Annotated in this window: 18 protein-coding genes and 1 pseudogene; 4 read left to right on the top strand and 15 right to left on the bottom strand. The window is 40.4% G+C overall.

Annotated elements, in window-relative coordinates; all coding sequences use genetic code 11:
• Positions 1-3: 3 nt before the first annotated feature.
• The 5 genes and pseudogenes from KHS79_RS12760 to KHS79_RS12740 form a co-directional block, all read right to left on the bottom strand.
• Complete coding sequence (locus KHS79_RS12760) at positions 4-1,014, bottom strand: DUF4123 domain-containing protein (protein ID WP_212719537.1); 1,011 nt, start codon at positions 1,012-1,014, stop codon at positions 4-6.
• Complete coding sequence (locus KHS79_RS12755; RefSeq protein ID WP_212719534.1) at positions 1,011-3,077, bottom strand: type VI secretion system Vgr family protein; 2,067 nt, start codon at positions 3,075-3,077, stop codon at positions 1,011-1,013. The genes KHS79_RS12760 and KHS79_RS12755 overlap by 4 nt, the downstream gene beginning before the upstream one ends.
• A gap of 175 nt (positions 3,078-3,252) precedes the next feature.
• On the bottom strand, positions 3,253-3,606 hold the full coding sequence (locus KHS79_RS12750; RefSeq protein ID WP_212719531.1) for a DUF4180 domain-containing protein: 354 nt from the start codon (positions 3,604-3,606) through the stop codon (positions 3,253-3,255).
• Positions 3,607-3,650: 44 nt separating this feature from the next.
• A pseudogene (locus KHS79_RS26435) lies at positions 3,651-4,063 on the bottom strand (transposase); the annotation flags it as partial.
• Positions 4,064-4,302: 239 nt separating this feature from the next.
• A complete protein-coding gene (locus KHS79_RS12740; protein ID WP_233468410.1) occupies positions 4,303-5,889 on the bottom strand; it encodes an alanine/glycine:cation symporter family protein in 1,587 nt (528 codons plus the stop codon).
• A gap of 152 nt (positions 5,890-6,041) precedes the next feature.
• Here KHS79_RS12740 and pdxR point away from each other — a divergent pair, with 152 nt between their 5' ends.
• The gene (gene pdxR / locus KHS79_RS12735; protein ID WP_212719525.1) at positions 6,042-7,553 is read left to right on the top strand and encodes a MocR-like pyridoxine biosynthesis transcription factor PdxR; all 1,512 of its coding nucleotides are present in this window, start codon (positions 6,042-6,044) and stop codon (positions 7,551-7,553) included.
• Between the two features lie 146 nt (positions 7,554-7,699).
• Here the strand turns inward: pdxR and KHS79_RS12730 are convergent, their stop codons facing one another.
• Positions 7,700-9,076 (bottom strand): aminotransferase family protein, encoded by a 1,377-nt coding sequence (locus KHS79_RS12730; RefSeq protein ID WP_325167616.1) that lies wholly within the window; start codon positions 9,074-9,076, stop codon positions 7,700-7,702.
• A gap of 713 nt (positions 9,077-9,789) precedes the next feature.
• On the opposite strand from KHS79_RS12730, the gene KHS79_RS12725 reads away from it, so the two are divergent.
• Together KHS79_RS12725 and safD are read left to right on the top strand one after the other, a co-directional pair.
• Positions 9,790-10,539: a sulfite exporter TauE/SafE family protein gene (locus tag KHS79_RS12725; protein ID WP_212719522.1), complete on the top strand. Its 750-nt coding sequence runs from the start codon at positions 9,790-9,792 to the stop codon at positions 10,537-10,539.
• Between the two features lie 20 nt (positions 10,540-10,559).
• Positions 10,560-11,930: a sulfoacetaldehyde dehydrogenase SafD gene (gene safD / locus KHS79_RS12720; RefSeq protein WP_212719519.1), complete on the top strand. Its 1,371-nt coding sequence runs from the start codon at positions 10,560-10,562 to the stop codon at positions 11,928-11,930.
• 402 nt (positions 11,931-12,332) lie between these two features.
• Here the strand turns inward: safD and KHS79_RS12715 are convergent, their stop codons facing one another.
• The 7 genes from KHS79_RS12715 to KHS79_RS12685 all read right to left on the bottom strand — a co-directional run bounded on the left by KHS79_RS12715 (position 12,333) and on the right by KHS79_RS12685 (position 19,417).
• Positions 12,333-13,235 (bottom strand): ADP-ribosylglycohydrolase family protein, encoded by a 903-nt coding sequence (locus tag KHS79_RS12715; RefSeq protein WP_212719517.1) that lies wholly within the window; start codon positions 13,233-13,235, stop codon positions 12,333-12,335.
• Between the two features lie 96 nt (positions 13,236-13,331).
• On the bottom strand, positions 13,332-13,598 hold the full coding sequence (locus tag KHS79_RS12710) for a hypothetical protein (RefSeq protein WP_212719515.1): 267 nt from the start codon (positions 13,596-13,598) through the stop codon (positions 13,332-13,334).
• Positions 13,599-13,636: 38 nt separating this feature from the next.
• Entirely contained in the window at positions 13,637-14,080 is a 444-nt protein-coding gene (locus tag KHS79_RS12705; protein ID WP_212719513.1) for a hypothetical protein, read from the bottom strand.
• A gap of 238 nt (positions 14,081-14,318) precedes the next feature.
• Positions 14,319-14,831, bottom strand: coding sequence for an HD domain-containing protein (locus tag KHS79_RS12700; protein ID WP_212719512.1), 513 nt, complete (start codon positions 14,829-14,831; stop codon positions 14,319-14,321).
• 424 nt (positions 14,832-15,255) lie between these two features.
• Positions 15,256-16,584 carry a cytochrome-c peroxidase gene (locus tag KHS79_RS12695; RefSeq protein ID WP_212719510.1) on the bottom strand — a complete coding sequence of 443 codons (1,329 nt, stop codon included), beginning with the start codon at positions 16,582-16,584 and terminating at the stop codon, positions 15,256-15,258.
• A 93-nt stretch (positions 16,585-16,677) separates the two neighbouring features.
• On the bottom strand, positions 16,678-17,658 hold the full coding sequence (locus tag KHS79_RS12690; RefSeq protein WP_212719508.1) for a FixH family protein: 981 nt from the start codon (positions 17,656-17,658) through the stop codon (positions 16,678-16,680).
• 16 nt (positions 17,659-17,674) lie between these two features.
• A complete protein-coding gene (locus KHS79_RS12685) occupies positions 17,675-19,417 on the bottom strand; it encodes a choice-of-anchor B family protein (protein ID WP_094786780.1) in 1,743 nt (580 codons plus the stop codon).
• A gap of 419 nt (positions 19,418-19,836) precedes the next feature.
• Here KHS79_RS12685 and KHS79_RS12680 point away from each other — a divergent pair, with 419 nt between their 5' ends.
• Positions 19,837-20,190: a VOC family protein gene (locus KHS79_RS12680; RefSeq protein ID WP_094786779.1), complete on the top strand. Its 354-nt coding sequence runs from the start codon at positions 19,837-19,839 to the stop codon at positions 20,188-20,190.
• Positions 20,191-20,286: 96 nt separating this feature from the next.
• Here KHS79_RS12680 and KHS79_RS12675 read toward each other — a convergent pair whose 3' ends face one another.
• Together KHS79_RS12675 and KHS79_RS12670 are read right to left on the bottom strand one after the other, a co-directional pair.
• Positions 20,287-21,333 (bottom strand): GMP reductase, encoded by a 1,047-nt coding sequence (locus tag KHS79_RS12675; protein ID WP_212719506.1) that lies wholly within the window; start codon positions 21,331-21,333, stop codon positions 20,287-20,289.
• A 269-nt stretch (positions 21,334-21,602) separates the two neighbouring features.
• Positions 21,603-22,082: a hypothetical protein gene (locus tag KHS79_RS12670; RefSeq protein ID WP_051311592.1), complete on the bottom strand. Its 480-nt coding sequence runs from the start codon at positions 22,080-22,082 to the stop codon at positions 21,603-21,605.
• Positions 22,083-22,333 lie beyond the last annotated feature (251 nt).

Below are 22,333 nucleotides of genomic sequence, written 5' to 3'. Positions count from 1 at the left end.
CTGTTACTTCGATCCATACTGCTTAGCTAGTTCATAGGCTTGTGCTAACCGCTCACTGAGCGGATGTGGGGCTGGCTGGGTAATGAGTTGATACACAGCATCATACTGTTGACTAAAAAATACCTGCTCCCCTAATAAACCAATAATATCCACCAATAAATACTGCTCATTGCGTGTCTGGCACTGTATACCTTGAGTTAATGCATCAAATGCATGGATCACCGGATAACGCTGATTGATGACAACATGATCGTCAGGTACTAGCGCTTGTGTTCGACGACTAAATTGGCCCATAAACTGATAAATAGCAGGCACTAAAGCTTCATGTCGCAGTAGGTGGGGATGATACTGGTGTATATAGTTATACAGCTGCTCTCGTGCTTTAACCTTAGGTGCTTCTTCCATAGCAGTTATTTGGTTAGCCGTAAAGGTTTGTATCTGCCCATAACGATGTACATCATGTATCGGCTGAACGTTGATAACTCGAAGCCATCGATCTTCTGTGACCAGCAATGTATCGTATGGCTCAATTTTTGGTAATTTCTCAAATGTACCATCTGTAATCATGCATTCCACAGAAGCAAAAGGCCCAAGCCAATAAGCATGTTGCTCTGGGGTAGAGGCCGCCAGTAACCGCCAGGCAATGCGGGGATCATAACCACGAAATAGCATTTCTCCACCATCGGGATGATTCATGGTTAACCACCACTGCGCGTGTTGCACGAGTTGTTCAAAAGAATAATCACTGCTGAGTAACAGTCCCCAGTGCTTAGCAATACCCTTATTTATATACTCAGCGAACAAGCCATCATCAATGTCCACTGCTACCAGTAAAGGGGATATGCCCTGTAAATTGGCAAAAGGGGTATGAGCATATAAAGGAAATACTTGAGGCTCTGTTTGCTGGTCAAAAATAAGGCTTAATAACTTGGGTTCAACAGCACCATCTAATAATAAATAACAACGAGCGCCCGGCCGATGATGCTGACGAAGTGATTCAACCGTGAAACTCATTGTGTATTTTTCTCCTGAGCGTCTTGTTGGCATATAGCGCAGAAAGGAGTACTCTCATGCAGCGCTTTGAATAAATTACGCATCTGTTTTTTAGTTGAAATAGGTTGAGCCATTGGTGCTGAAGGACGGCCCGATTTCGCTCGATCAGCCTCTTCAGCCAAAGCAGGACGTTCAGGGGTAATAATATTCACTGGTAGCGGCTGACCTGATGGACCTTGCACATGAATGGTCTTACCATCAATAAATACACCTTCCTGATTAATCGTGATAGTGCTACCACCCGCCACAAAGGTAATTTCCGTATCCGACTCCAAAACCACTTTATCACCAGATTTAAAGTTCATATCTTTAGCTTCAATCCGATGTTCACCATCAACATTCAAATGACGGGTATCCAGTACGGTTTCGTGATAATCCCCTTTCACTACCCGCTCATGGTTTTGATCAACTTTAATGTGTTGGTCTTGCTTTATATGTTTAAAGTCATGTTGGTGAATTTCAACGCTATTATTTCCAACAATATGTTCACGCCGATCATTTTTAATACGAACATCTAAGTCTTTTTCTGCCGTGACCATAATTACTTCTTGGTCTTTTTTATCCTCAAACGTAAATTCATTAAAACCACCACCACCTGGCGTTGAATTCGTTTTAAAACCCGACCGGGTTTTATGGTCTGGCAATTTATACGGCGTTTGATGCCTGCCATGATAGACGACACCGGTCACCACTGGATGGTTCACATCACCATTTAAATAGTCGATGGTTACTTCTTGCCCGATGCGGGGAATGACCATACTACCCCACTGATCACCTGCCCAGGTTTGCATGACACGCACCCAACGCGAGGAGTTTTCATCCAGTTTACCTTCACGATCCCATTTGAACTGAACCTTTACCCGGCCATATTCATCGGTATAGATTTCTTCACCTTCTGGCCCGGTCACCACTGCCGTTTGTTTACCTGGCATTTTCGGTGCTTTGTGTCGCTGCTGAGGACGGTAAACGGTGGTTTTCGGCGTCAATACGCCACGTGAACGATAATAAGCACCCTCGCCTACCGCATATTCATCCGAGCCTTGTGGTTGCCGTCCTTCATGGACGACTTGGTTGATAATGTAGGCTTTATTGATAACTTTGACAGGGTGATCGACGACTTCAGCAGTATAACCAGGCAGCATCGTACGGTAAGTGCCACCCACAATCACAACTTCTTTTTTAAGCTGATGCATTTCACATCGAATGCGGGCATAACGCTGACCGGCTTCCAGTGTCTTATAGTTACCAGGATAAATATGCTCTACCGCGTCGGGGTCACCTAAAGTATGTTCAACTTCCAGATTTAAACTGGGCTTATGAAAGTTGTAGTCGCGCATGACAACCTTTCCGATAGGGTCACTCACACTCTGCCTTAATGAGTCCAAACAGTCTTCATCAGGCACCATGCCGGTTTTCATATGAAAGGCCAAGGTCTCGCTGGCAATGGGTTCCAGGCTTTCATTGCGATCAACAAAAATCAATTTATGGCTGTCAGCGGTATGCTCAAAGTAATAAAAAATACCTTCTTTTTCCAATAGGCGGGATACAAAATTGAGGTCAGACTCATTAAACTGGACGATATACGTCTCTTTTTCATAGTCTTCCGTTAAGCGAAATTCAAAGTCGATGCCTTTCTGAAATTCAGCACGAATCAGCACCTGCTCAACGATTTCTGGAACCGTGAGCTTTTGGTAAGTGCGACAGTCTTCGCGGTATTGTAGAAACCACAACTTGGGCACAATTTTGACAGCATATTCGGTATAACGATTACCTGGGCTTGCTTCGACCAAGGAAGCGACCATTCCATGGATAACTCGGTCCTCTTCTTCACCGCGAATAGTGATACACGCCGTCTTGCGGATGAGATCAAGTTCACCCAGCTCTGGATGACGACTGACCAAGCTAAGCTCAATACTGTACGGGTCTGATATCCCTTCAACACCATTGATCTCCGTTACCAGCAATTCTGCATGGCATCCGGTGATCTCCAATAAAAATACACTGCGATTGGCACCCAATTTCATGACTTCGCCTTACAACCAATAACTGGTCGCTATTGTAGGCGAAAGCCAAGAGGGGCTAAGGAATGGACGTCACAAGGCTACGATCTGTTACAAGACTGTTATTTTGCAAAGGTAGACGAATATCAGTGCGGTTAGAGCTTAGATACAAGCTCATAACCGATTAGCCGCTAATGAATTAAATAAGTTTATTAATGGCTGATTCTAAGTCAGGCATAAAGAAAATATGATTACCCCGATTGCACTCAATGATAAATGCCTTAAGTGCATTACTGTTGTATTTTTCAAATTCGCCGACAATAGCAAGCTGCTTATGATAATTGGAAGCCTTTTGAAGTATTTCCCCCGCAATACCCGTTTTCAAATCAAAGAACAAGGGACCCAAGCTTGCCTCACTGACTATAATTTTGCTTGCACCCTGATAGTCTGCATTCCCCATCAGATCTGTTGCAGACTGAACAGAATTAATTACTGCTTCACTAGATAGTTTTGCAATCTTCGAGCTTCCACACTCAATAATTTCTATGTCCATTATTTTCCTTACACCAAATGTGTCCAGTTTGGGTTGTCCCGTAAAGCTTTAAACTCAGCGCCTAAATACCCCTTATATCCAACAACATACCTGACGACATGCCTTCTGTTAACTCCCATACAGCCTCCCTTTCGTTTTCACTTGCTGGGGTTAATGTAAATCCTGCGATGACTCCATGAAAATCAAGAATAAGGTGCCCTTTAAAACCCTAATAAGTTTCTTCTTTCGATGCACAGTAGCCATACTCAGCCTCTTCTTTATAAACGACTACAATTTTTGCCCGTTTAAAATGGCTTACAGGTAAAGGAAAACCATCAACAATATATATAGGAGCATTGATCGTAACCAGCTCAGTTGTCTCTTGTTTTTGCAACTGTTGCTTTATCGCCCACAAATTAGCCGCTTGTTTCGCAAACTGGCTTCGCGACCCTATGCCTGGAAAATAAGCTTTCCAATGACATACCCTTTCCTTTATATCCCTGTTTTTGCAAAACTTAGGATGGGGTTAGGGTTTGTCATTTCACGTTAATAAAAGTCGAGCATCGCGTTACTATACACAATACGAATGGTTTTTAGGTGCAGCCATCGAGTGAAGAAGTCCCATGAGCCTATTTTAATAGGTGATTGGGGTGAGGAGTGAAGATAACAAAACCTATAAATCATTCGTGAAGGGTATATACAATGTTTATTTAATTACTATGGTGTAACCAGTGTATTTTGTGAGCATTCCTCTGTAGGCGTTTCTCGGTAATTTATGATTTCACCCCTACGAACACGTGCCAAATAATTATTGACCTCTTTCTTAACAGTAGGCGCAAATAAATACAACCCAATGATATTTGGTATAGCGATTAAAAATACTAAAGCATCAGAAAACTCAAGTACCGCTTCCAACATTATCATACTGCCGAGCGCTAAAAAGCCACAGAAAATGATTTTAAAGATGACTTTTACATAAAAGGACTCTCCAAATAAATAAGTCCAACCTTTTAATCCATAATAAGACCACGCGATGGATGTAGAGAATGCAAACAGAAGAGCAGCCAATGCTAATGGATAAGGAGCCCAACTGAAATGATGAGCAAAAGCAGCAGAGGTCAGAGCAATGCCTTCAAGACCACTATTCATAAGCCCCGCAGGATAAGCAGTTGTAATGATCACAAGGGCACTCAATGTTGAGATAAAAATAGTATCGACCAGTGGTTCAAGCAACGACACTAAACCTTCAGAGGCAGGTTCGTCAGTTTGTACAGCAGCATGTGCAATCGCTGCAGAGCCAATACCTGCTTCATTGGAAAACACAGCACGTTGGAAGCCCACCATCATTGCACCCACCATGCCGCCAGTGACACTTTCTGCAGCAAAGGCACTTTCAAAAATTAGTTTAGCCGCATTAGGCAGGTGTTCAACATTCATACCTATAACAATAACGGCGGAAATGACATAAAGAATCGCCATAAAGGGTACAATTTTACCTGCAAACTTAGCGATTGAATGGATACCACCTAAAATCACAACCCCAACAGTAAACGCAAGTAAACAACCAAATAACCAACCTTTATCAACAAAAAAACTATTTTCTCCACCTGTAATCGTGAGCAATTGCATGAAGGCTTGATTAGACTGAAACATATTGCCAATACCTAAGCACCCAATAACCAGTGCAAAGGCGTAAAAGCTGCCCAACCCTTTGCCCAGTTTAGGCCAGTTTCGCACCTGTAAATAATGCTCTAGGTAATACATCGGTCCACCAGAAACCGAGCCATCCGCATTTTGGCGACGGTACTTTACCCCCAAAGTACATTCAACCAGCTTGGCAGACATCCCTAAAAAACCTGCCACAATCATCCAGAAAGTTGCTCCAGGTCCTCCAATACCAATGGCCACAGCAACACCTCCAATATTGCCAATGCCTACAGTACCAGAAATCGCTGTCGCTACTGCTTGAAAGTGGGATATTTCACCTGGCGCCTCGGGGTTATGAAAGTCTCCACGTACCAATCTGATGGCTTGAGGCAAGCCACGAATATTAATAAACCCCAGATACAGCGTAAAAAATAGTGCTGCAAAACTTAACCACAGTACAATCAGTGGTGCCTCTATGCCCATAATTGTAATTTTATAAAAAATCAGTTCAGATAATGCATTCGCTACGGGGCTGATCCATTCATTGACATGTTGATCAAGACTTTGTGCACTCACTTGTTGTATAAAAAAAAATAGGGATAGCATAGACACACGCAGTGCCTTTCCCATAAGTTTTACAAGGCAGTTGTTGTGCATCCTTTTTCCCTTTAGTGTGTAACATCCATGATAGTGTGACAGGACTCAGCCTCTGCTGAGTGAATAGTACGGAAAACAAGAACCGCTCCCTAGGGCCAGTTGGGCGGTATTAATGGGTCCAATCACTGACAGGAAGTATTGACGGGCACCAAATGAAAAAAGAGCAATTGTTTTATGTAAAGTTTACGGCTGGAAGAAGTTTACAATCACAAATAAAAGAAATGTTAGTAGACAACATTTTAGCAGGTTATTTCTGTGAAAATGAAGCCTTACCCTCCTGCCGTAAGCTTGCGCAAAATCTTCAAGTGTCACGAAATACCGTGGTACTGGTTTATGAACAATTAGTGTATGAGGGTTATCTGACTTCTCGTGAGCGACAGGGGTATTTTATTAATACCGACTTTGTTCAAAAACAAACTAAGCCACAATCAATGCTCCCTGAATATAATGGTCAAGTCGATTGGCTCAAACGGCTTCATCATGTGCAACACAATGATAGCCTATGGCGTAAATCTGAAGCCTGGAGTCAGTGTCGCTATCCTTTTATTTTTGGCCAACTTGATCCTTTACTTTTTCCCATCAGCCAATGGCGAGAATGTACACGACAGGCAACCAATAGTTTATTAACCCGTGATTGGTTATGGGACAGTGTGGATGCTGATGACCCTATGCTCATAGAACAATTGCGTTCACGGGTATTACCCCGTCGAGGTATTCGTTGTCAACCAGAAGAAATCCTGGTTACCCTCGGTACTCAACAATCACTGTATTTATTAGCACAGTTATTGGGAGGGAAGGAAACTACGTTAGGCATTGAAAATCCAGGTTATATTGATGTTCGCTCAATATTCACATCAACTCATACGCATTTAAAAAGTTTAAAAATCGATCAATCAGGACTCGTTATTGATGAAACCATTGATGCTTGCGATTATCTTTTTATCACCCCCAGCCATCAAGCACCGACTACCGTGACTTTACCACTGACACGACGCTTAGCGCTACTTGAGCGCGCTTCAATTAATGATCAGGTGATCATTGAAGATGATTATGAAAGTGAAATGAGCTTTTTAGGGCAAGCTACACCCGCAATTAAAAGTTTTGACCATGAACAGCGAGTAATTTATGTGGGCAGTATGTCAAAGACACTGGCTCCTGGTTTACGAATTGGCTACATGGTGGGACCAGCGCCACTCATTCAGGCTGCTCGTGCACTACGACGGCTAATGCTACGTCACCCTCCAGCCAATAACCAACGGACCCTCGCGTTATTTTTAGCTGAAGGCTACCATGATGCATTAGTACACCGCTTACGTCGTGTATATCAAACGCGCTTTGAGTGTTTGCGTGAAGCTCTAGTACATTATTTACCGGAGCTTCGTATGTCACCAACACGTGGTGGTAGTGCAGTTTGGCTGCAAGGACCAAGCAGATTAAGTACTTCTATGCTACACACACAAGCACTTAAAAAGAGCGTTTTTATTGAACCAGGTCTTCCTCATTTTTACCATGATAAACCAAGCTATAATCCACCAGATTATTTTATGCGTTTAGGCTTTTCCATGATTCAAACGGAAAATATTCAACCAGGTATAAAACAGCTGGCTAACTTAGTAAAACAGCAATTAGATAAGAATAAATTGCGTAAAAAAACAACCCAATAATGCATACCCAAAACGCAGGGTTTTTATACCCCAAGGGCACAAGGGGGCGGCCGTCAAGCGATGAAGCCCCATGAGCTTATATTAAGCTGGCCCGTTAGGGTGAGCGCTATGGATAGCGCACATAAAAATGATTCGTGACAGGTATATTAGGAATAACACACCGCCGCGAAGGCCTGATCTAATGTATCAACAATCTGCTGTATATCCTCCCGAGTGACTATTAATGCAGGGCTTAAACAAAGAGTATTATTCAATGACGGCAGTGATCGGTTCGTTCTACCAATGATAACCCCATTCTGCAAACAGTGAGCAGCAATAGCCATGGACACTTGTTCGTCAACAGGTGTCTTACTACTCTGATCTTTAACCAATTCCAAACCTACAAATAAACCTTTGCCACGAACTTCACCAATAACAGGGTATTTTTTTTGCAACGCATATAATTGGCTCAGCAAAAAGTCTCCTTGAACCTGAGCATTTTCAACAAGTTTTTCTCGCTCAATAATGTTTAAGTTAGCCATCGCGGCAATTGGACCTGCAGTACAACCACCAAAAGTAGAAATATCGCGAAAATAATCCATACTCGGATCACCGTCATCATCTTCTACCCATTCAAATACTTGTTCTGTTGTCACTGTGCAGGCTATTGCGGCATATCCTGAGGCAACACCTTTAGCCATCGTTACAATATCGGGTTCAACGCCAAAATGTTGATAGCCAAACCAGGCTCCTGTTCGTCCTAAACCACACACAACTTCATCAATATGCAGTAGTACCTTATATTGACGGCATATTTCCTGAACTCTGTCCCAGTAGCCTGCTGGTGGAACAATGACACCACCTCCGGCAGTGATAGGCTCTAAACAAATTGCGCCAACAGTATCAGGCCCTTCTTCTAAAATAACACGCTCAATTTCGTTAGCCGCACGTAGACCATAATCGTCGACTTTTCCCCATTGCGAACGGTATTCACAACAGTGTGGAACTTCTACAAAACCAGCAGGAAAAGGGCCATACTGCTTGCGACGTTCAACCTGTCCACTCGCAGCTAAACAGCTGATTGTCGTGCCATGATAGTCACGCTCTCGATACAGGATTTTATGCTTTTTTCCACCATATTTTTTAGCCGCAATTTGACGTACCATTTTGAATGCTTTTTCATTAGCCTCTGACCCTGAGTTGGCATAATAAACACGATTTAAGCCAGGCATTTTACTCAATAGCCGTTCAGCAAATTGTGCTGCAGGAATATTTCCAGCGGTTTGTGCAAAATAGTTCATGGTCACTAGCTGATCCCTCACAGCATCAGCTATTTCAGTTCTACCATAGCCAACATTCACTGTCCAAACCCCACCAGAAACAGCATCTAAGTATTCTTTGCCTTTCGCATCCCAAACCCTTAATCCCTCACCTTTAACCATAATCATAGGGTCTTTACCTAAAGACTGAGAGTGAGGTGTTAAGTGATGCCATACATATTGGCGGTCCAGCTCAATCAGTTTTTCTGCGGCAAAGTTCGACACAGCTATCTCCTTATACAAAATGATTCAGGCAGATTTAACTTATTACACATGAAACAGATAGTAGCGGGTTGCTAATGTCATCCAGTAGAGCCAGAGGTAAGCTTTTATTTAGGCCAGCACTTAACATATTTCAACCATGTTATACCCTTCACGAATGATTTCTAGGTTTTGTTATCTTCACTCTTGACCACCAAGGATGGTGGGAATGCAGTTTATGCAGGAGCATTTAACTGCCACCCCAATCAACTATTAATATAGGTTCATGGGGCTTCGTCACTCGATGGCCGCACCCTTGTGCCCTTGGGGTATAAAAACCATTCGTATTGGGTATAGCTATCAATTAATAGTATTGGCCCAATGAAAAAATAACGACTGGCCCTAAGTGTTTTGCTTGAGATCATCTATGGTTAACGACCTAGGGCCTGTTAACACTATTTTAATATCACTGTTATGGGGGTAAAAGCACTAATCTAGGCGCGAAGCGTGAAGTTTAGTTGTTCTAAATGAACAATGAGCAACAACGAGTAGTGCTTTTACCATCATAACCCTTCGGGCCGTGATTATTTTTCCACCTAGCAGCGTTACAAGTCACTTATGTAGAATGACTACACGGCATTCCTTGTGCCTTGCTAGGTGGAAAAATAGTCTACGGCAGTGGTGATTCAAATAGTGTTAACAGGCCCTAAGATATTAAGTGGCTAGTGAGGCAGTCCATGGATGTTATTGATCTCTCCCTGTCAGCAACCTTGCTTACCCTATTTGCCATTTCGCTTGCCTCGATCATTTCCAGCGTGACGGGTATGGCTGGTGGTGTGCTTATGTTTTCTGCGATGAATTTATTTATCCCTTTACGGCCACTGATTGCTATTCATGGGATAGTACAAGTATTTAATAACGCTACTCGTACATGGCTTTTACGCTCCAACGTGCGGTGGTCAATGTGCCTGCCATTTGCTTTAGGTGCAATAATTGGCGCAATGCTTACAACGTTAGTTATTGCGCAATATGCCAGCGAGTTTATTCCTTTATTGCTGTTAGTCAGTTTGATTTTTTATACTTTATTTAAACCGCGACAATTACCAAACTTAAAAATTAAAGATCAGAATTTTTTTTGGGTAGGCATTGCAACAGGCAGTTTAGGTATACTAGCTGGAGCGATTGACCCATTATTAGCAGTATTTTTTATACGCGACGACCTAGATAAAGAAACGGTAGTAGCAAATAAATCAATGATGCAATTGATCACCCACTTAACAAAAGTGCCTGCATTTATTTATTTAGGATTTTCATTTATCGATAATATAGAGCTTATTGCTTTATTTAGTCTGACTGCTGTAATGGCTACCTGGATAGGTGTTCACCTACTATCAAAAATGAAAGATAAACTATTTTTTACCTTAATGTGGTGGGCCTTACTACTTGCTGGAGTTCGGGTGGCTTACCAACTTGTTGAGTTAGTGTAATTAATGCAAGGAAGTGACAAATGAACGGTAGTTTTCGTGTAATTAACCCTTATACAGAACAACAGATTGATGAGTACAATTATTCATCATGGGAAAAAGTAAAAGCCGCTATTGCAATATTAAAAGCTGGGCGACAAACTCAAACATCATTTACAGCCTTTCAACGTGCAAATATTTTAAGACGTTTAGCACAACTATTGGAAGAGCATGCTGAGCCACTGTCTCAACAAATAACTGCAGAAACAGGTAAAACTATTTCTGATAGTCGAGTGGAATTACAAAGAGCAATTAATACAACACAAGCCAGTAGTGAAGAATGCAGGCAAATCAGTGGCGAAACACTGGATTCAGATGCGTATGCACCAGCGCGGCACCGTTTAGGGATTGTGTGCTGGCGTCCTTTGGGTACAATATTATGTATTACCCCCTTTAATTTCCCTTTAAATATCGCTATGCACAAAATTGGACCTGCATTTGCGGCTGGCAATACCATTCTTTTTAAACCAAGTCCACAAAACTATGCTTCGGCAAAAAAGTTGACTACGTTGTGTTATCAAGCAGGGATACCTCATGATGTGCTGCAATTAGCTGTACCAGATATTACCGATATGGCTAAATTAATTGCCCACCCTGATATTAATGCTGTCAATTTTACTGGAGGAACTGCCGCAGCGGATGCCATAGCTTCAGCTGCAGGATATAAAAAGCTGCTATTAGAGCTAGGGGGGAATGACCCACTTATCTTAATGCCCGATGGAGACATTGATGCTGCAGTGAATGCCGCTATCAACCAGCGATTTGCAACTGCAGGTCAACGCTGTACTGCAGCAAAGCGATTATTCATTCATCATACAGTCTATGACTTATTTAGAGAAAAATTATTACATGCCAGCAAGTTATTAAAAGTGGGCGACCCTAGCCAAGAGGATACGTTTATTGGTCCTTTAATTAATAGACAATCTGCAGATAAGGTTAAAGCAAAAATTGATGAGGCCATTGCTCAAGGAGCAACGCTCACATTCGGTGGGCAGCAACAGGGAAACATTATTTATCCAACTGTTTTAGAGCATACTCCTGATAACTGTAGTGTCATGCAGGATGAAGTTTTTGGTCCTGTTATTCCTTTATGCAAATTTGACAACTTAGATGAAATTATTCCACTCATCAATGCCACGCCATTTGGTTTACAAGCAGGTGTTTTTACTCAGGATATTCAAATCATACGACAGTTATTTGATACGCTTGAGGTCGGTACATTGGCTGTGAATGACGGTCCTGGCTTTCGAGCTGAGCACTTCCCATTTGGTGGAGTCAAACAAAGTGGCATTGGTCGTGAGGGAGTAAAATACGCTATTAAAGAAATGAGCTTTCAAAAAGTTTTGGTGTTATAACCTATAAAAACAGGTATACTTTAAGAAGCTTATTGTAAGCAGCAGCATTAACATCAACTTATTTATTTGGACTACACTAACCTCGTAACGAGAAAAATAGCTAAACCAGATAATTAACGTTATTGATTTGACCTTCTCCAACTAAGTCGAGAAGGTCTTAGTTTATACTGAGAACTGATATTTCAAAATAAAGCACACATAATATACCCAATACGAATGGTTTTTAGGTGCGGCCATTGAGTGATGAAGCCCCATGAGCCTATATTAATAGGCGATTGGGATGAGAAGTGAAGATAACAAAACCTAGAAATCATTCGTGAAGGGTATACATACAATTAATAGAAATTGCCCTCTACCATTAGCTTGTTAAACAATCAAGTTTTAACGCTCTCTTCTTAACTATTAAACATTGGCTTTACCGGTCTGATATAGATTTATAGCTAATTTTTCTATCTCTTTAGCCATGTAAATACCTTCACGCCAATGCTTGGGAATAGCTGTAAAACCGTAAAAAGCACCAGCAATTTGCCCACAAATCGCAGCAGTGGTATCAGCATCATTTCCAAGATTAGCTGCTAGCAAGATGCTTTCTTCAAAGGAGTTACTGTTAAAAAAACACCACATTGCAGAAGTTAAGCTTTCAACAACGTAACCACTGCCTTGGTTATCATCATAAGTCAAGTTGATAAATTTCCCCTGGGCAATATCTTCAATTTTTTCACACGAGGATACATATTTACTATTTTGTAAAATATCTGCCTTGCAACTGGAATGAAAAGCACTCAGTATCAAACTTGCGAATAACTTACATGCCTCAATACACTCTAATGATGCATGGGTTGTACGAGAACTTTCCCCTGCATAGAAAATACATTGCTCATAATCACTTTGAAAGAAAATCGGTATTGGGGCCAATCGCATAAGAGAGCCATTACCTGATGAGTATTCATCCTCAGAACCGCTATATGGATTATTTGTTGTAAGGTATTTATTAAGTGCTTTGGTTACTGTTATACCAATATCAAAACATTCACCATTACAGCTCATATAGCCATGTTGATACCAGTTACAATAACGATTCATTTGATCTACAGGGTTAAATCCTTTCTGATAAATCAGGCTATGCGCTAAACATAACGCCATTGAGGTATCATCAGTCCATTGCCCTTTTTCCAGACCAAAAGGACCGCCACCTAGCATATCATTAATTGGCATAAATGAACCTTTTGGCTTGAACTCAAGTGTAGTACCTACTGCATCACCACAAGCCAACCCAACTAAAGCACCTTTAATTCTATCTTCCACACTAACACCTGCTGTCTTAGCTCTCAAATAAGTTTATTAGAGTATCAGACTAATCACAAACGAGATAATTACTCGTTCTAAGTTTGTATAAGACCATTATTTCTTAAGAAAGAATAATATAACAACACTGACAAAATACCATTGTATCATTCCAAGTAACCCTGCAACAAAAATCCCAGTTAAAGAACCATGAGGGAAATATCCAGATAACAGTGCTGCTGGAATACCAGTAATGATTAACCATAAGTGGCAAGCAACTCCAAACTCACCATGATTGGCAAAAAAATACCCATAAAGCGCAAAAAGCATAATAGTGACAAACCAGATAGCATATACAATCACAACCTTTTTTGATAAGTTCACTAATAGCCCACACTGTTTTATCATCAGCAACATTAATGTTATAAATATTTAAGCCCTTCACCGGGAAAATATTCAAATATACTTTCACCCTCTCCATTTCCCTGTATGAGCACCACATGTTTATTTAGCGTTCTACCCATTGTCGACATAAACCTAAATATAACTTTCGCTTTTATTTCCTTGTCTACTTCAGCAGAATTAAAAGTAAACTCTATTTTTTGTGCATTAGCAAAACCACAAACCAACTTAACTGTATTTAATGCAATGACTAACTTATAAGAATATTCAGCACTCACAACTATATTTTTTATATTATCAGGAAGACTAATTTTCTCACTACCTAAGTATAAATTTAATTTAGCTTCAGTACTGCGTAAAAAGTTAATTAATCGTTGCCAATCTTCAAGATTCACATCTTTAATAACTATCTTTTTTAATCCACCTCCCTTTAGAAATACTGATTTATAATCATGCCAATCCATAACCACTAGATAACCTTGCTATCTAATCTCATACGCTTACCCCCTTGGCGAATCAAATAGTTTGTATATACCCTTCACGAATCATTTTTATGTGCGCTATCCATAGCGCTCACCCTAACGAGCCAGCGAAGCTGTTCTAATGTGTTCCCGACACATTAGTAGGGTTTGTTGTCAGCGCTCTTCACCCCAGTCACTTATTAATATAAGCTCCGAGGGCTTCATCACTTGACGGCCGCCCCTAAAAACCCTTCGTTTTGGGTATACTTTCACTAAGTAATTCATTTATCTGCTGCCATAAGTCATCACTTAAGCCTTGTCTGAAAGTCGCCTTTCTAAAATGCTCATGTTCTTCCATGTACATTTTAAGCTTATCGTATCGGCCATATTCTATACAGGCTTGTAAATTCGCTAAACGGTCTGCCACCTTCACAATTAACGCTACCTGCAAATCACCAGTCACATTTTCCATTAAAGAGTATGTCTTCTGTTTTTTTTCTTTTCTATTTATCCCAGGCTGATCAGACAAAATAGCTACAGCATCCGCAATAAATTGATTAAACTCTCTGGCAAGCTCATCAAGCGTTACACTTGTATCCTCAACAACATCATGCAAATAGCCAATAGTTTGTGCAACTTCCCCATATGGCACTAATAACTCAACAACCCTATCCAAATGATAAGCGTATGGCTTATCACCATAAGTTTGATTGCCATGTCTTTCTAGGGCAAATTGCTTGGCTTTATCTATCATTGTTAACCTATCCTCAGACTCTTATCTTTGTACTATAGACCATTAACAAATGCTTTAATTTGTTATCGAAGCCAACAAAGCACAGAATTACACAATGAGTCAGTTTATGCTAAAAACTAAAGTAGTATTACGGATAGATAAAGGCAAGATAACACATGTCAGGCCGTTTACTGCAAGAACACGGCCATCGAGTGACGAAGCCCCATGAGCCTATATTAATAGGTGACTGGAGTGGCAGTTAAATGCTCCTCGGCAATAGCTCCTGCATTGCTCTACTATATGACATCCATGTCATTATGCATAATCTGTATTCACACCATCCTTGGTGATCAAGAGCGATGGTAACAAAACCTAGAAATCATTCGTGAAGGGTTTAGCTACATGATTTGGTGACAGAGATGACGCTCAATAATTTTATCCCGCCCTAATACATAGCTTGCTGTACATTATCTGTTTGTTCAAGCATATGCTTAGGTGCTTGCCACCATTGATTTGCAAGCTTCAAATCCCCTGTCAGGGTCAGCAAAAAAGACTTAATCTGTTGTAACTCTTCTGGCGTTAAGCCGAGCGGCAATATATCAAAATGTGGTCTGGAAGGATGCTGCTCTCGATCATAGTAAGGCGGGGTAGGTTTATTATAGTGCTCTAAGACTTCATCCAGCGAGGCAAACTGCCCACTTTGCATATAAGGTGCAGTTTCAGCAACATTTCTTAAGGAAGGGGTTTTAAAAGCGCCAACGAGTTCAGGTCCTTGTTTTTTTAAATAAAGCATCTCCTGGCAATAGTTTTTGTCCGCATCACTCCATGAGGATAAACACGTAAATTCATCTTTTAACAGTGCTGCAACCCCTTCATAGCGCCCCATATCAACTTGTTTTATATCCGATTCTGGAGCACCAATATTATGGAACTCAAAATTGGTAAAAAGCGGCCCATTATGACAGCTGGCACAGTTGCCTTTTCCCATAAATAATCTTAAACCCGCAACTTCATTCTCTGTTAAAATTTGTTTCAGCTGCTCAATATCACTTGAGTTATTTTCAAGCTGTCTAACAAACAAATCAAAGCGACTAGACAATGGCTGTATTTGTCGCTGGTAAGCCATTAGTAGTTTACCGACATCTGCAAAAACACGATTAATTAAATTTTGCTCTGCATGATTGATAACCTGCCAATTTATTTGAGCTTGTGTTACTCCATTTGGGCTTGCAGGTATTTTAAGCTTCAATAATAATTTTAACTGCTGAAAATATTTCCTGGGTAAGGTATTAGCTGCGCTTTTCGTATTAGAAATAAGTTCTCTATATAACGGTAAATAATGTTGTATGAATACTTGCACCACCTCCAGCCGACTTAATCCATGTTCAACATCTGACTCCATTGGACCCAATGCTTGTGACCATAAGCTATCCTTACGCCCATCCCAAAACTGCCAGGGACTGTATGCACTTCCAATGATTGAAGGTGCATTGCGTCTTGTTTCCCCCATACCTTTTGATACGGCTAATCCATCCGTAAAGTATTGTTGAGGATTATGGCAGCTTGCACATGATACCTGCTGATTTGCACTAAACCGTTTATCGAAAAAGAGCTGCTGCCCAATAGTGGCTGCCGCTAATGAATCCGCATACTGATTATCTTGTGCATCAGGTAATGGAGGTAGATTAGATAAATTAAACTGCGATAAAAACTGAATATCTGCTGCACTAAACTGGTACAGGTTAATATCACTATGGACATGTCCACTCAACATCCATAAAACCAATAAACAGTACAAGCTTTTTATTTTTATAGGTCTGCTCATGATTATAGTAGTAATTGATAAGGCACTTTTTATTATCAGCCCCTATAATACAATATTAAATTTTACTGTATCCAGCTCTTTATTATGTGGTATATCAAACTCCATAACCCACCAACCAATCATTTGAAACTTCACACCTTCTACAAGATAAACGCCAGGTTCAACCTCAGCTGTAATTCTAGGCTGCGTTGGTAAACCATGAACATGACCTGGCATATGGCCTCTTACTTGAATCTTCTTATCCGCAACAGGTTGCCCCTTAAGGTCAGAAATAAATAAATACCACTGATGTATTGTATTTAAGGGTACTGCAGGCTCATTCCCAATAGATAATACTGTTAATTCGCTTGCTACAGGCTCAACATGTGCAAAATAGTGTAAATCTCTAGATAGCTGAAAACTCGATGTATCCAGGGGAGATGGAATTGTTTGGTTATTCATTGCAGGAACTGAAAGCGACATATTAGCAACTGGCTCTTTGACCGTTTGCATTACTTTCGGCATAGAAGGATGAACACTACGAATTTGAGTATTATGCGCTAAAAGCTGGTGCTTAGAAGGTATTAACGATATTTCTCGTTGCAGCTTAATACGTGACTGCCAACGCTGAAACATGGCTTGCGTTAGCAACTTATGACCATAACCTAAATAGCGGCTGCTTTGCTGCCGGTTATCTGCACCTTGCTGTTGCCACTGTGAAATCTGACTAGCGAGTAGATTTGCAGCATCACTCAACTGCTGTTTAGTATATTCATCTTTAGCAGATCTTGCTGAAACTCTTAATTTATTTACATCTTTGCGTAACTGATTTGAACGGCTGATCAGTTTGATTGATGAGAGCTCTAAATTTCTCCCATCATAAATCAGTTGAGATGCAATATCGACAGTGCTTATTATTTGCGGAGGTTTCTCAATTGAAATCTCCGCACTATAAAGCACGTTACTTAACAGTAAGTTTACCGTTATAAACCAACAACCATTGAAGTAATTAATGAGGCCTTTTCTTGACGGTTTACCCCTCATAAGGCCTCGCAATGCGTTAGTTAAGTGTAATATTAACAGAATAATCTTCCACCTCTCCATACTTAAACTCACTACAGGCTGACGGCTCACCATTATAACGCATAGACACCCGAAGCCGTGTTTTCCCCGCTTTAACTGTTGAAGGAATTGTCATAACACCACTTACGGTTGAAGATGTTGCTTCATTAGAGCTAAACACCATTTCTCCAGTGTCATCAAAATCACCATCTTTATTTAGATCAATCCACACTTTCCAGTACTCATTAAATTTTATCCCTGAAAAGCCAGGTTTTAGCTCAACACTACTTTGCCCCGCAGCTAAATTAATCACTTTATCAGTAAAATCAGAGTACTGCTTTGCACCTGAGGTGTGTGAGTACTGACCGAATTTCACTCCAGCAATCCACTCATAATTTGCATTAGTACTTTTAGCATTACAATAGGTTGGGTCCGGATTAGGCTTTTTAATCGCATCCCAGTCAGGATTAACGACAAACAGTCCATTACCAATATCACTTAACACGATATTACCACTATCAAAATAAACGTAATTACTCCATGTACCTGAAAATTGCGCACTATTTGAACCAGGAATAGTATCAAAGTAGGCGACTTCTTCCAGCTTGCCATTTTCAATATCATCGGTGCTTAAAATACGTAATCCAGCACGGTAATTCGTTTCAAAAACAAAGCCATCTTTAGTATAAAGGTTATGGTCAATAGCCGAAGTAGGACCCACATAACGCCCTATTTCTTTTGGATTATCCAACTGTCTAACATCATAAATATATGACGTTGTATTAATACCATTACGTTGTTCATCCAGCTCATCATTCATGATCAGGATGTTATGCTCGTCATTAAGAAACCAGCCCTGGTGAGTATATTGAGAACCTTCATAAGGCGTTCTGGATATTTGTTTAGGATTTAATTTATTGGTCACATCAACAATCGTTATTGTGTCTTCATTGTAACCCACACATATTTCTTGCTGATAATACCGAACATCAGAACCTTTATATACAACACACTGCGTATCATGAGTATAACCATCTGAAGAAAAACATCCTGCATAGGTCGGTCGTTGAGGATCAGACACATTCACCATGTATAGACCACCACTACACTGGTTACTGCCGACAATATAGGCATACCCCGTATCTTCATTAATGGCAATATTATGCGCATTACCAAATCCACCTAAATGCGCTGTTTCCTGTAATGTTTGTCCTGGCGAGGGTAAGTCACGTAATGTTGTTAAATCAAATACCTGTAACCCATGTGTACGATTACCACTGCCATCAGCCACAATAAATGCATGATCGTTATAGGTTTTTATATCTCGCCACGAAGCGGAGCCATTATTATGAGAAGGAAGAAAACCCAGGAAAACAGGCTTAAGCGGATTAGTGATATCAACAAATGATGTACCATTGGTTCTGCCTACAATGGCAATCTCAGCACCTGTGACAGGGTCTGTATAACCCCAAATATCATTAAGATTTGCAGAGCCACCACCCATTTTTTCTTTTGCTAAAAATGACTGCAAATCCACATTTTTACAAGGATAACCACTCGCATTTCCATTTTCACAGTTGGTGGATATATCTTGTAACAACATTTTAGGCTTTTTGCCTTCATTACTGTCATCAAACTTAAACCCGTCGGGAAACATAGCGCTATGTCCATAACTGAACATAGGTAAACTCACACCAGCTATAAAACCTACAAAACTGGTAGTATATGAGTTCCTTCTCATTTGAACGCTCCTTGTTATTATAACTTTAAATCGCTTGAGTTTAAGGTAATGTGCAGTTCTACCTACTTCATAACCTTGTTAAAGACTACTCAAAGCGTTTCCCCTAACTGGGTATATTCACCACATAAAATGGCCCTGAGGATCTGCACTGTGTTTTTTTATATTTATGCACTTTTGTACTAACAGACTTAACGCTATTATTTCTTATTATCATGTAAGCCTAGAACTAATGTATTAACAGTAATTCACTTACAATTATTAGTCCAGCATCTACCAAGTCAGTATATGACTCTTTTTACATCTTTTTTCAACAGTAAACCATTCTCATATTGATAAAGCAGCCTTCACTTTATAGAAACTAATTCAATATAATAATATATGCTTTATAGAAACGCCCCCAATATCTTAAAGGCACTCCAATGAAAGTACATGAAAAAATAAATTACGTCGAATTCCCTGCTCAAGATCTGCTAAAGACAAAAAAGTTTTTTTCTAATGTTTTTGATTGGGTATTTGAAGATTATGGTCCCGACTATACCGCATTTAGTAATCAAGGACTCGATGGAGGCTTTTATCGAGCTGAATTAACTTCTTTAACCAACCACGGAGCCGCTTTGTTAGTTTTTTATAGTCATGACCTGGAAAAAACACAAAGCAAAATAGAAACATATGGTGGAAAAATTACCAAGCCCATTTTTACTTTTCCTGGTGGAAGACGTTTTCATTTTACCGAACCTAGTGGCAACGAGTTTGCTGTATGGTCTGACACATGAAAATAGCGCGCATAAAAATAATTCGTGAAGGGGATAACAAATATAAAAAGACCAGCCTGTAGCTGGTCTTTTTATATTTATATCATTTAAAGCGTACTATTCTTCTCTGCCAAAAATAGTATTTTCTTGCTCTTGCACACGAATAAATGTTGTTCGCTTGGTTAGCTCTTTTAATTTAGCCGCTCCAACATAAGTGCATGTTGAGCGAACACCACCTAAAATATCTTCAATTGTATTGTGAATGGAACCACGGTAGGGCAATAACACTGTTTTACCTTCTGCAGCTCGGTAGTTTGCAACGCCTCCAGCATATTTTTTCATGGCAGAGGCAGAAGACATTCCATAAAAATGAACAAATTTTTGTCCATTTTTCTCTACAATATCCCCACCACTTTCGTCATGGCCCGCTAATAAGCCGCCTAACATGACAAAATCGGCCCCTCCACCAAAAGCCTTCGCAACGTCTCCAGCACAAGTGCAACCACCATCGCCAATGATACGCCCGCCTAAACCATGGGCAGCATCACCACACTCAATAATCGCAGATAGCTGAGGGTAACCAACGCCGGTTTTGACACGCGTGGTGCATACCGATCCAGGACCAATCCCAACTTTAACGATATCAGCACCTGCTAAAATAAGTTCTTCAACCATATCACCCGTGACCACATTACCTGCTGTAATCACTTTATCAGAGAATGTCTCGCGAACTTTTTGCACAAACTCAACCAAGTGCTCAGAATAACCATTGGCAATATCAATACAAACAAATTTTATATGACTCGACAACTGTAGTATTTCTGTTAACTTTTGAAAGTCTCGCTCAGAGGTACCCGTCGACACCATGACATAATTCAATAGTTTTTCATCTGCACTTTCAAGGAAGGAGGCCCACTCAGCAATACTGTAGTGTTTATGAATAGCCGTCATTACCTGATGCTCAGCAAGCGCCTGAGCCATCGCGAAACTACCTACAGAATCCATATTCGCGGCAATAACAGGTACACCAGACCATTGACTACCGCTATGTTTAAAAGTAAAATCGCGGGTTAATTCAACTTGAGATCGGCTATTTAGAGTTGAGCGTTTCGGTCGAAACAATACATCACTAAAGCCCAGTTTCAAGTCGTTTTCGATTCTCATAGTTAATCCTTTCTATTAACTAACCTTCACTGCTCCCTATATAACTTTTCTATTGGCAGATAGTGAAAGTTATACAAAAAGCAGACACAAAAAAACCGGAGCGTTGGCAGACGCTCCGGTTTTCAGCATTATATACAAAAAGGCTGCTTTGGCAACATTTTGTATATGAAAGTTAAAAAGTTAATCCCCTTACCCAATCATTTCTGGTCATCCTATGGCAAGGAGAATTTCTTTGCTCATACCTTTGATTTTTATCACCCACCATTCGGTTAAGCTACATCTGTGGAGGCTGAACAAGATGTTGATTTTGCCTGCGAGGCATTAGTTTTAACCCAGCTTTCATGTTGCCACTCACATCGAGCTTGAAGCTCTTCATCAGGTAAATGACAACTATTATTTGTAAACCAGCTAAACGTATGAAACCCCGTCAACTCAGTTTCTAAGTGGACGGTTGCGGCCACCCAATACATTTTCTTTAGCACAGCTTCGAACTTTTGTAACCACTGCCCCCAATCTCCTTCAACATCACGATAAGAAGCACCAAAGTGAATTACTTGGGTTAAATAAGTGCCATATGAAGGCTCGACACCAGACACTGCAAATAGATCACGTGATAAAAAAGGCCACTCATCATGCTTGGGAAGTGAGTTAATCACTCGAAGGTTATGATAACGACGCTTTAATATTTCATTCTCACTGCCTGATGGCAAATCCTTGATACAACCATAAACAATGGATTCGCGATCCAAAAGCTACTCCTTAACTAACCGACAAAAGTCGTCTATTATGCCCAGCTCCCTATGGGGAAACAACTCAGCGACTCAACATTTTGTTCATTAATCTTCTAACTACCTATTCCTTTTAATGATCTACAAAATAGTGATCTACAAGCCTCTAAATATCATACCGTTAACCTGAAAATCTAGCCTCAAGTAAACAAGGTGCTATTAAAAGGCAAGCAATAGTAGTGCTTGGCATCAGCTAAGTAAAACTCAGCCAA

This window comes from Zooshikella ganghwensis (genome assembly GCF_018263875.1).
Classification (GTDB): Bacteria; Pseudomonadota; Gammaproteobacteria; order Pseudomonadales; family Zooshikellaceae; genus Zooshikella; species Zooshikella ganghwensis.
Note: the sequence above shows the minus strand (reverse complement) of the source record. Positions and strands in the feature narration are given on the sequence as shown.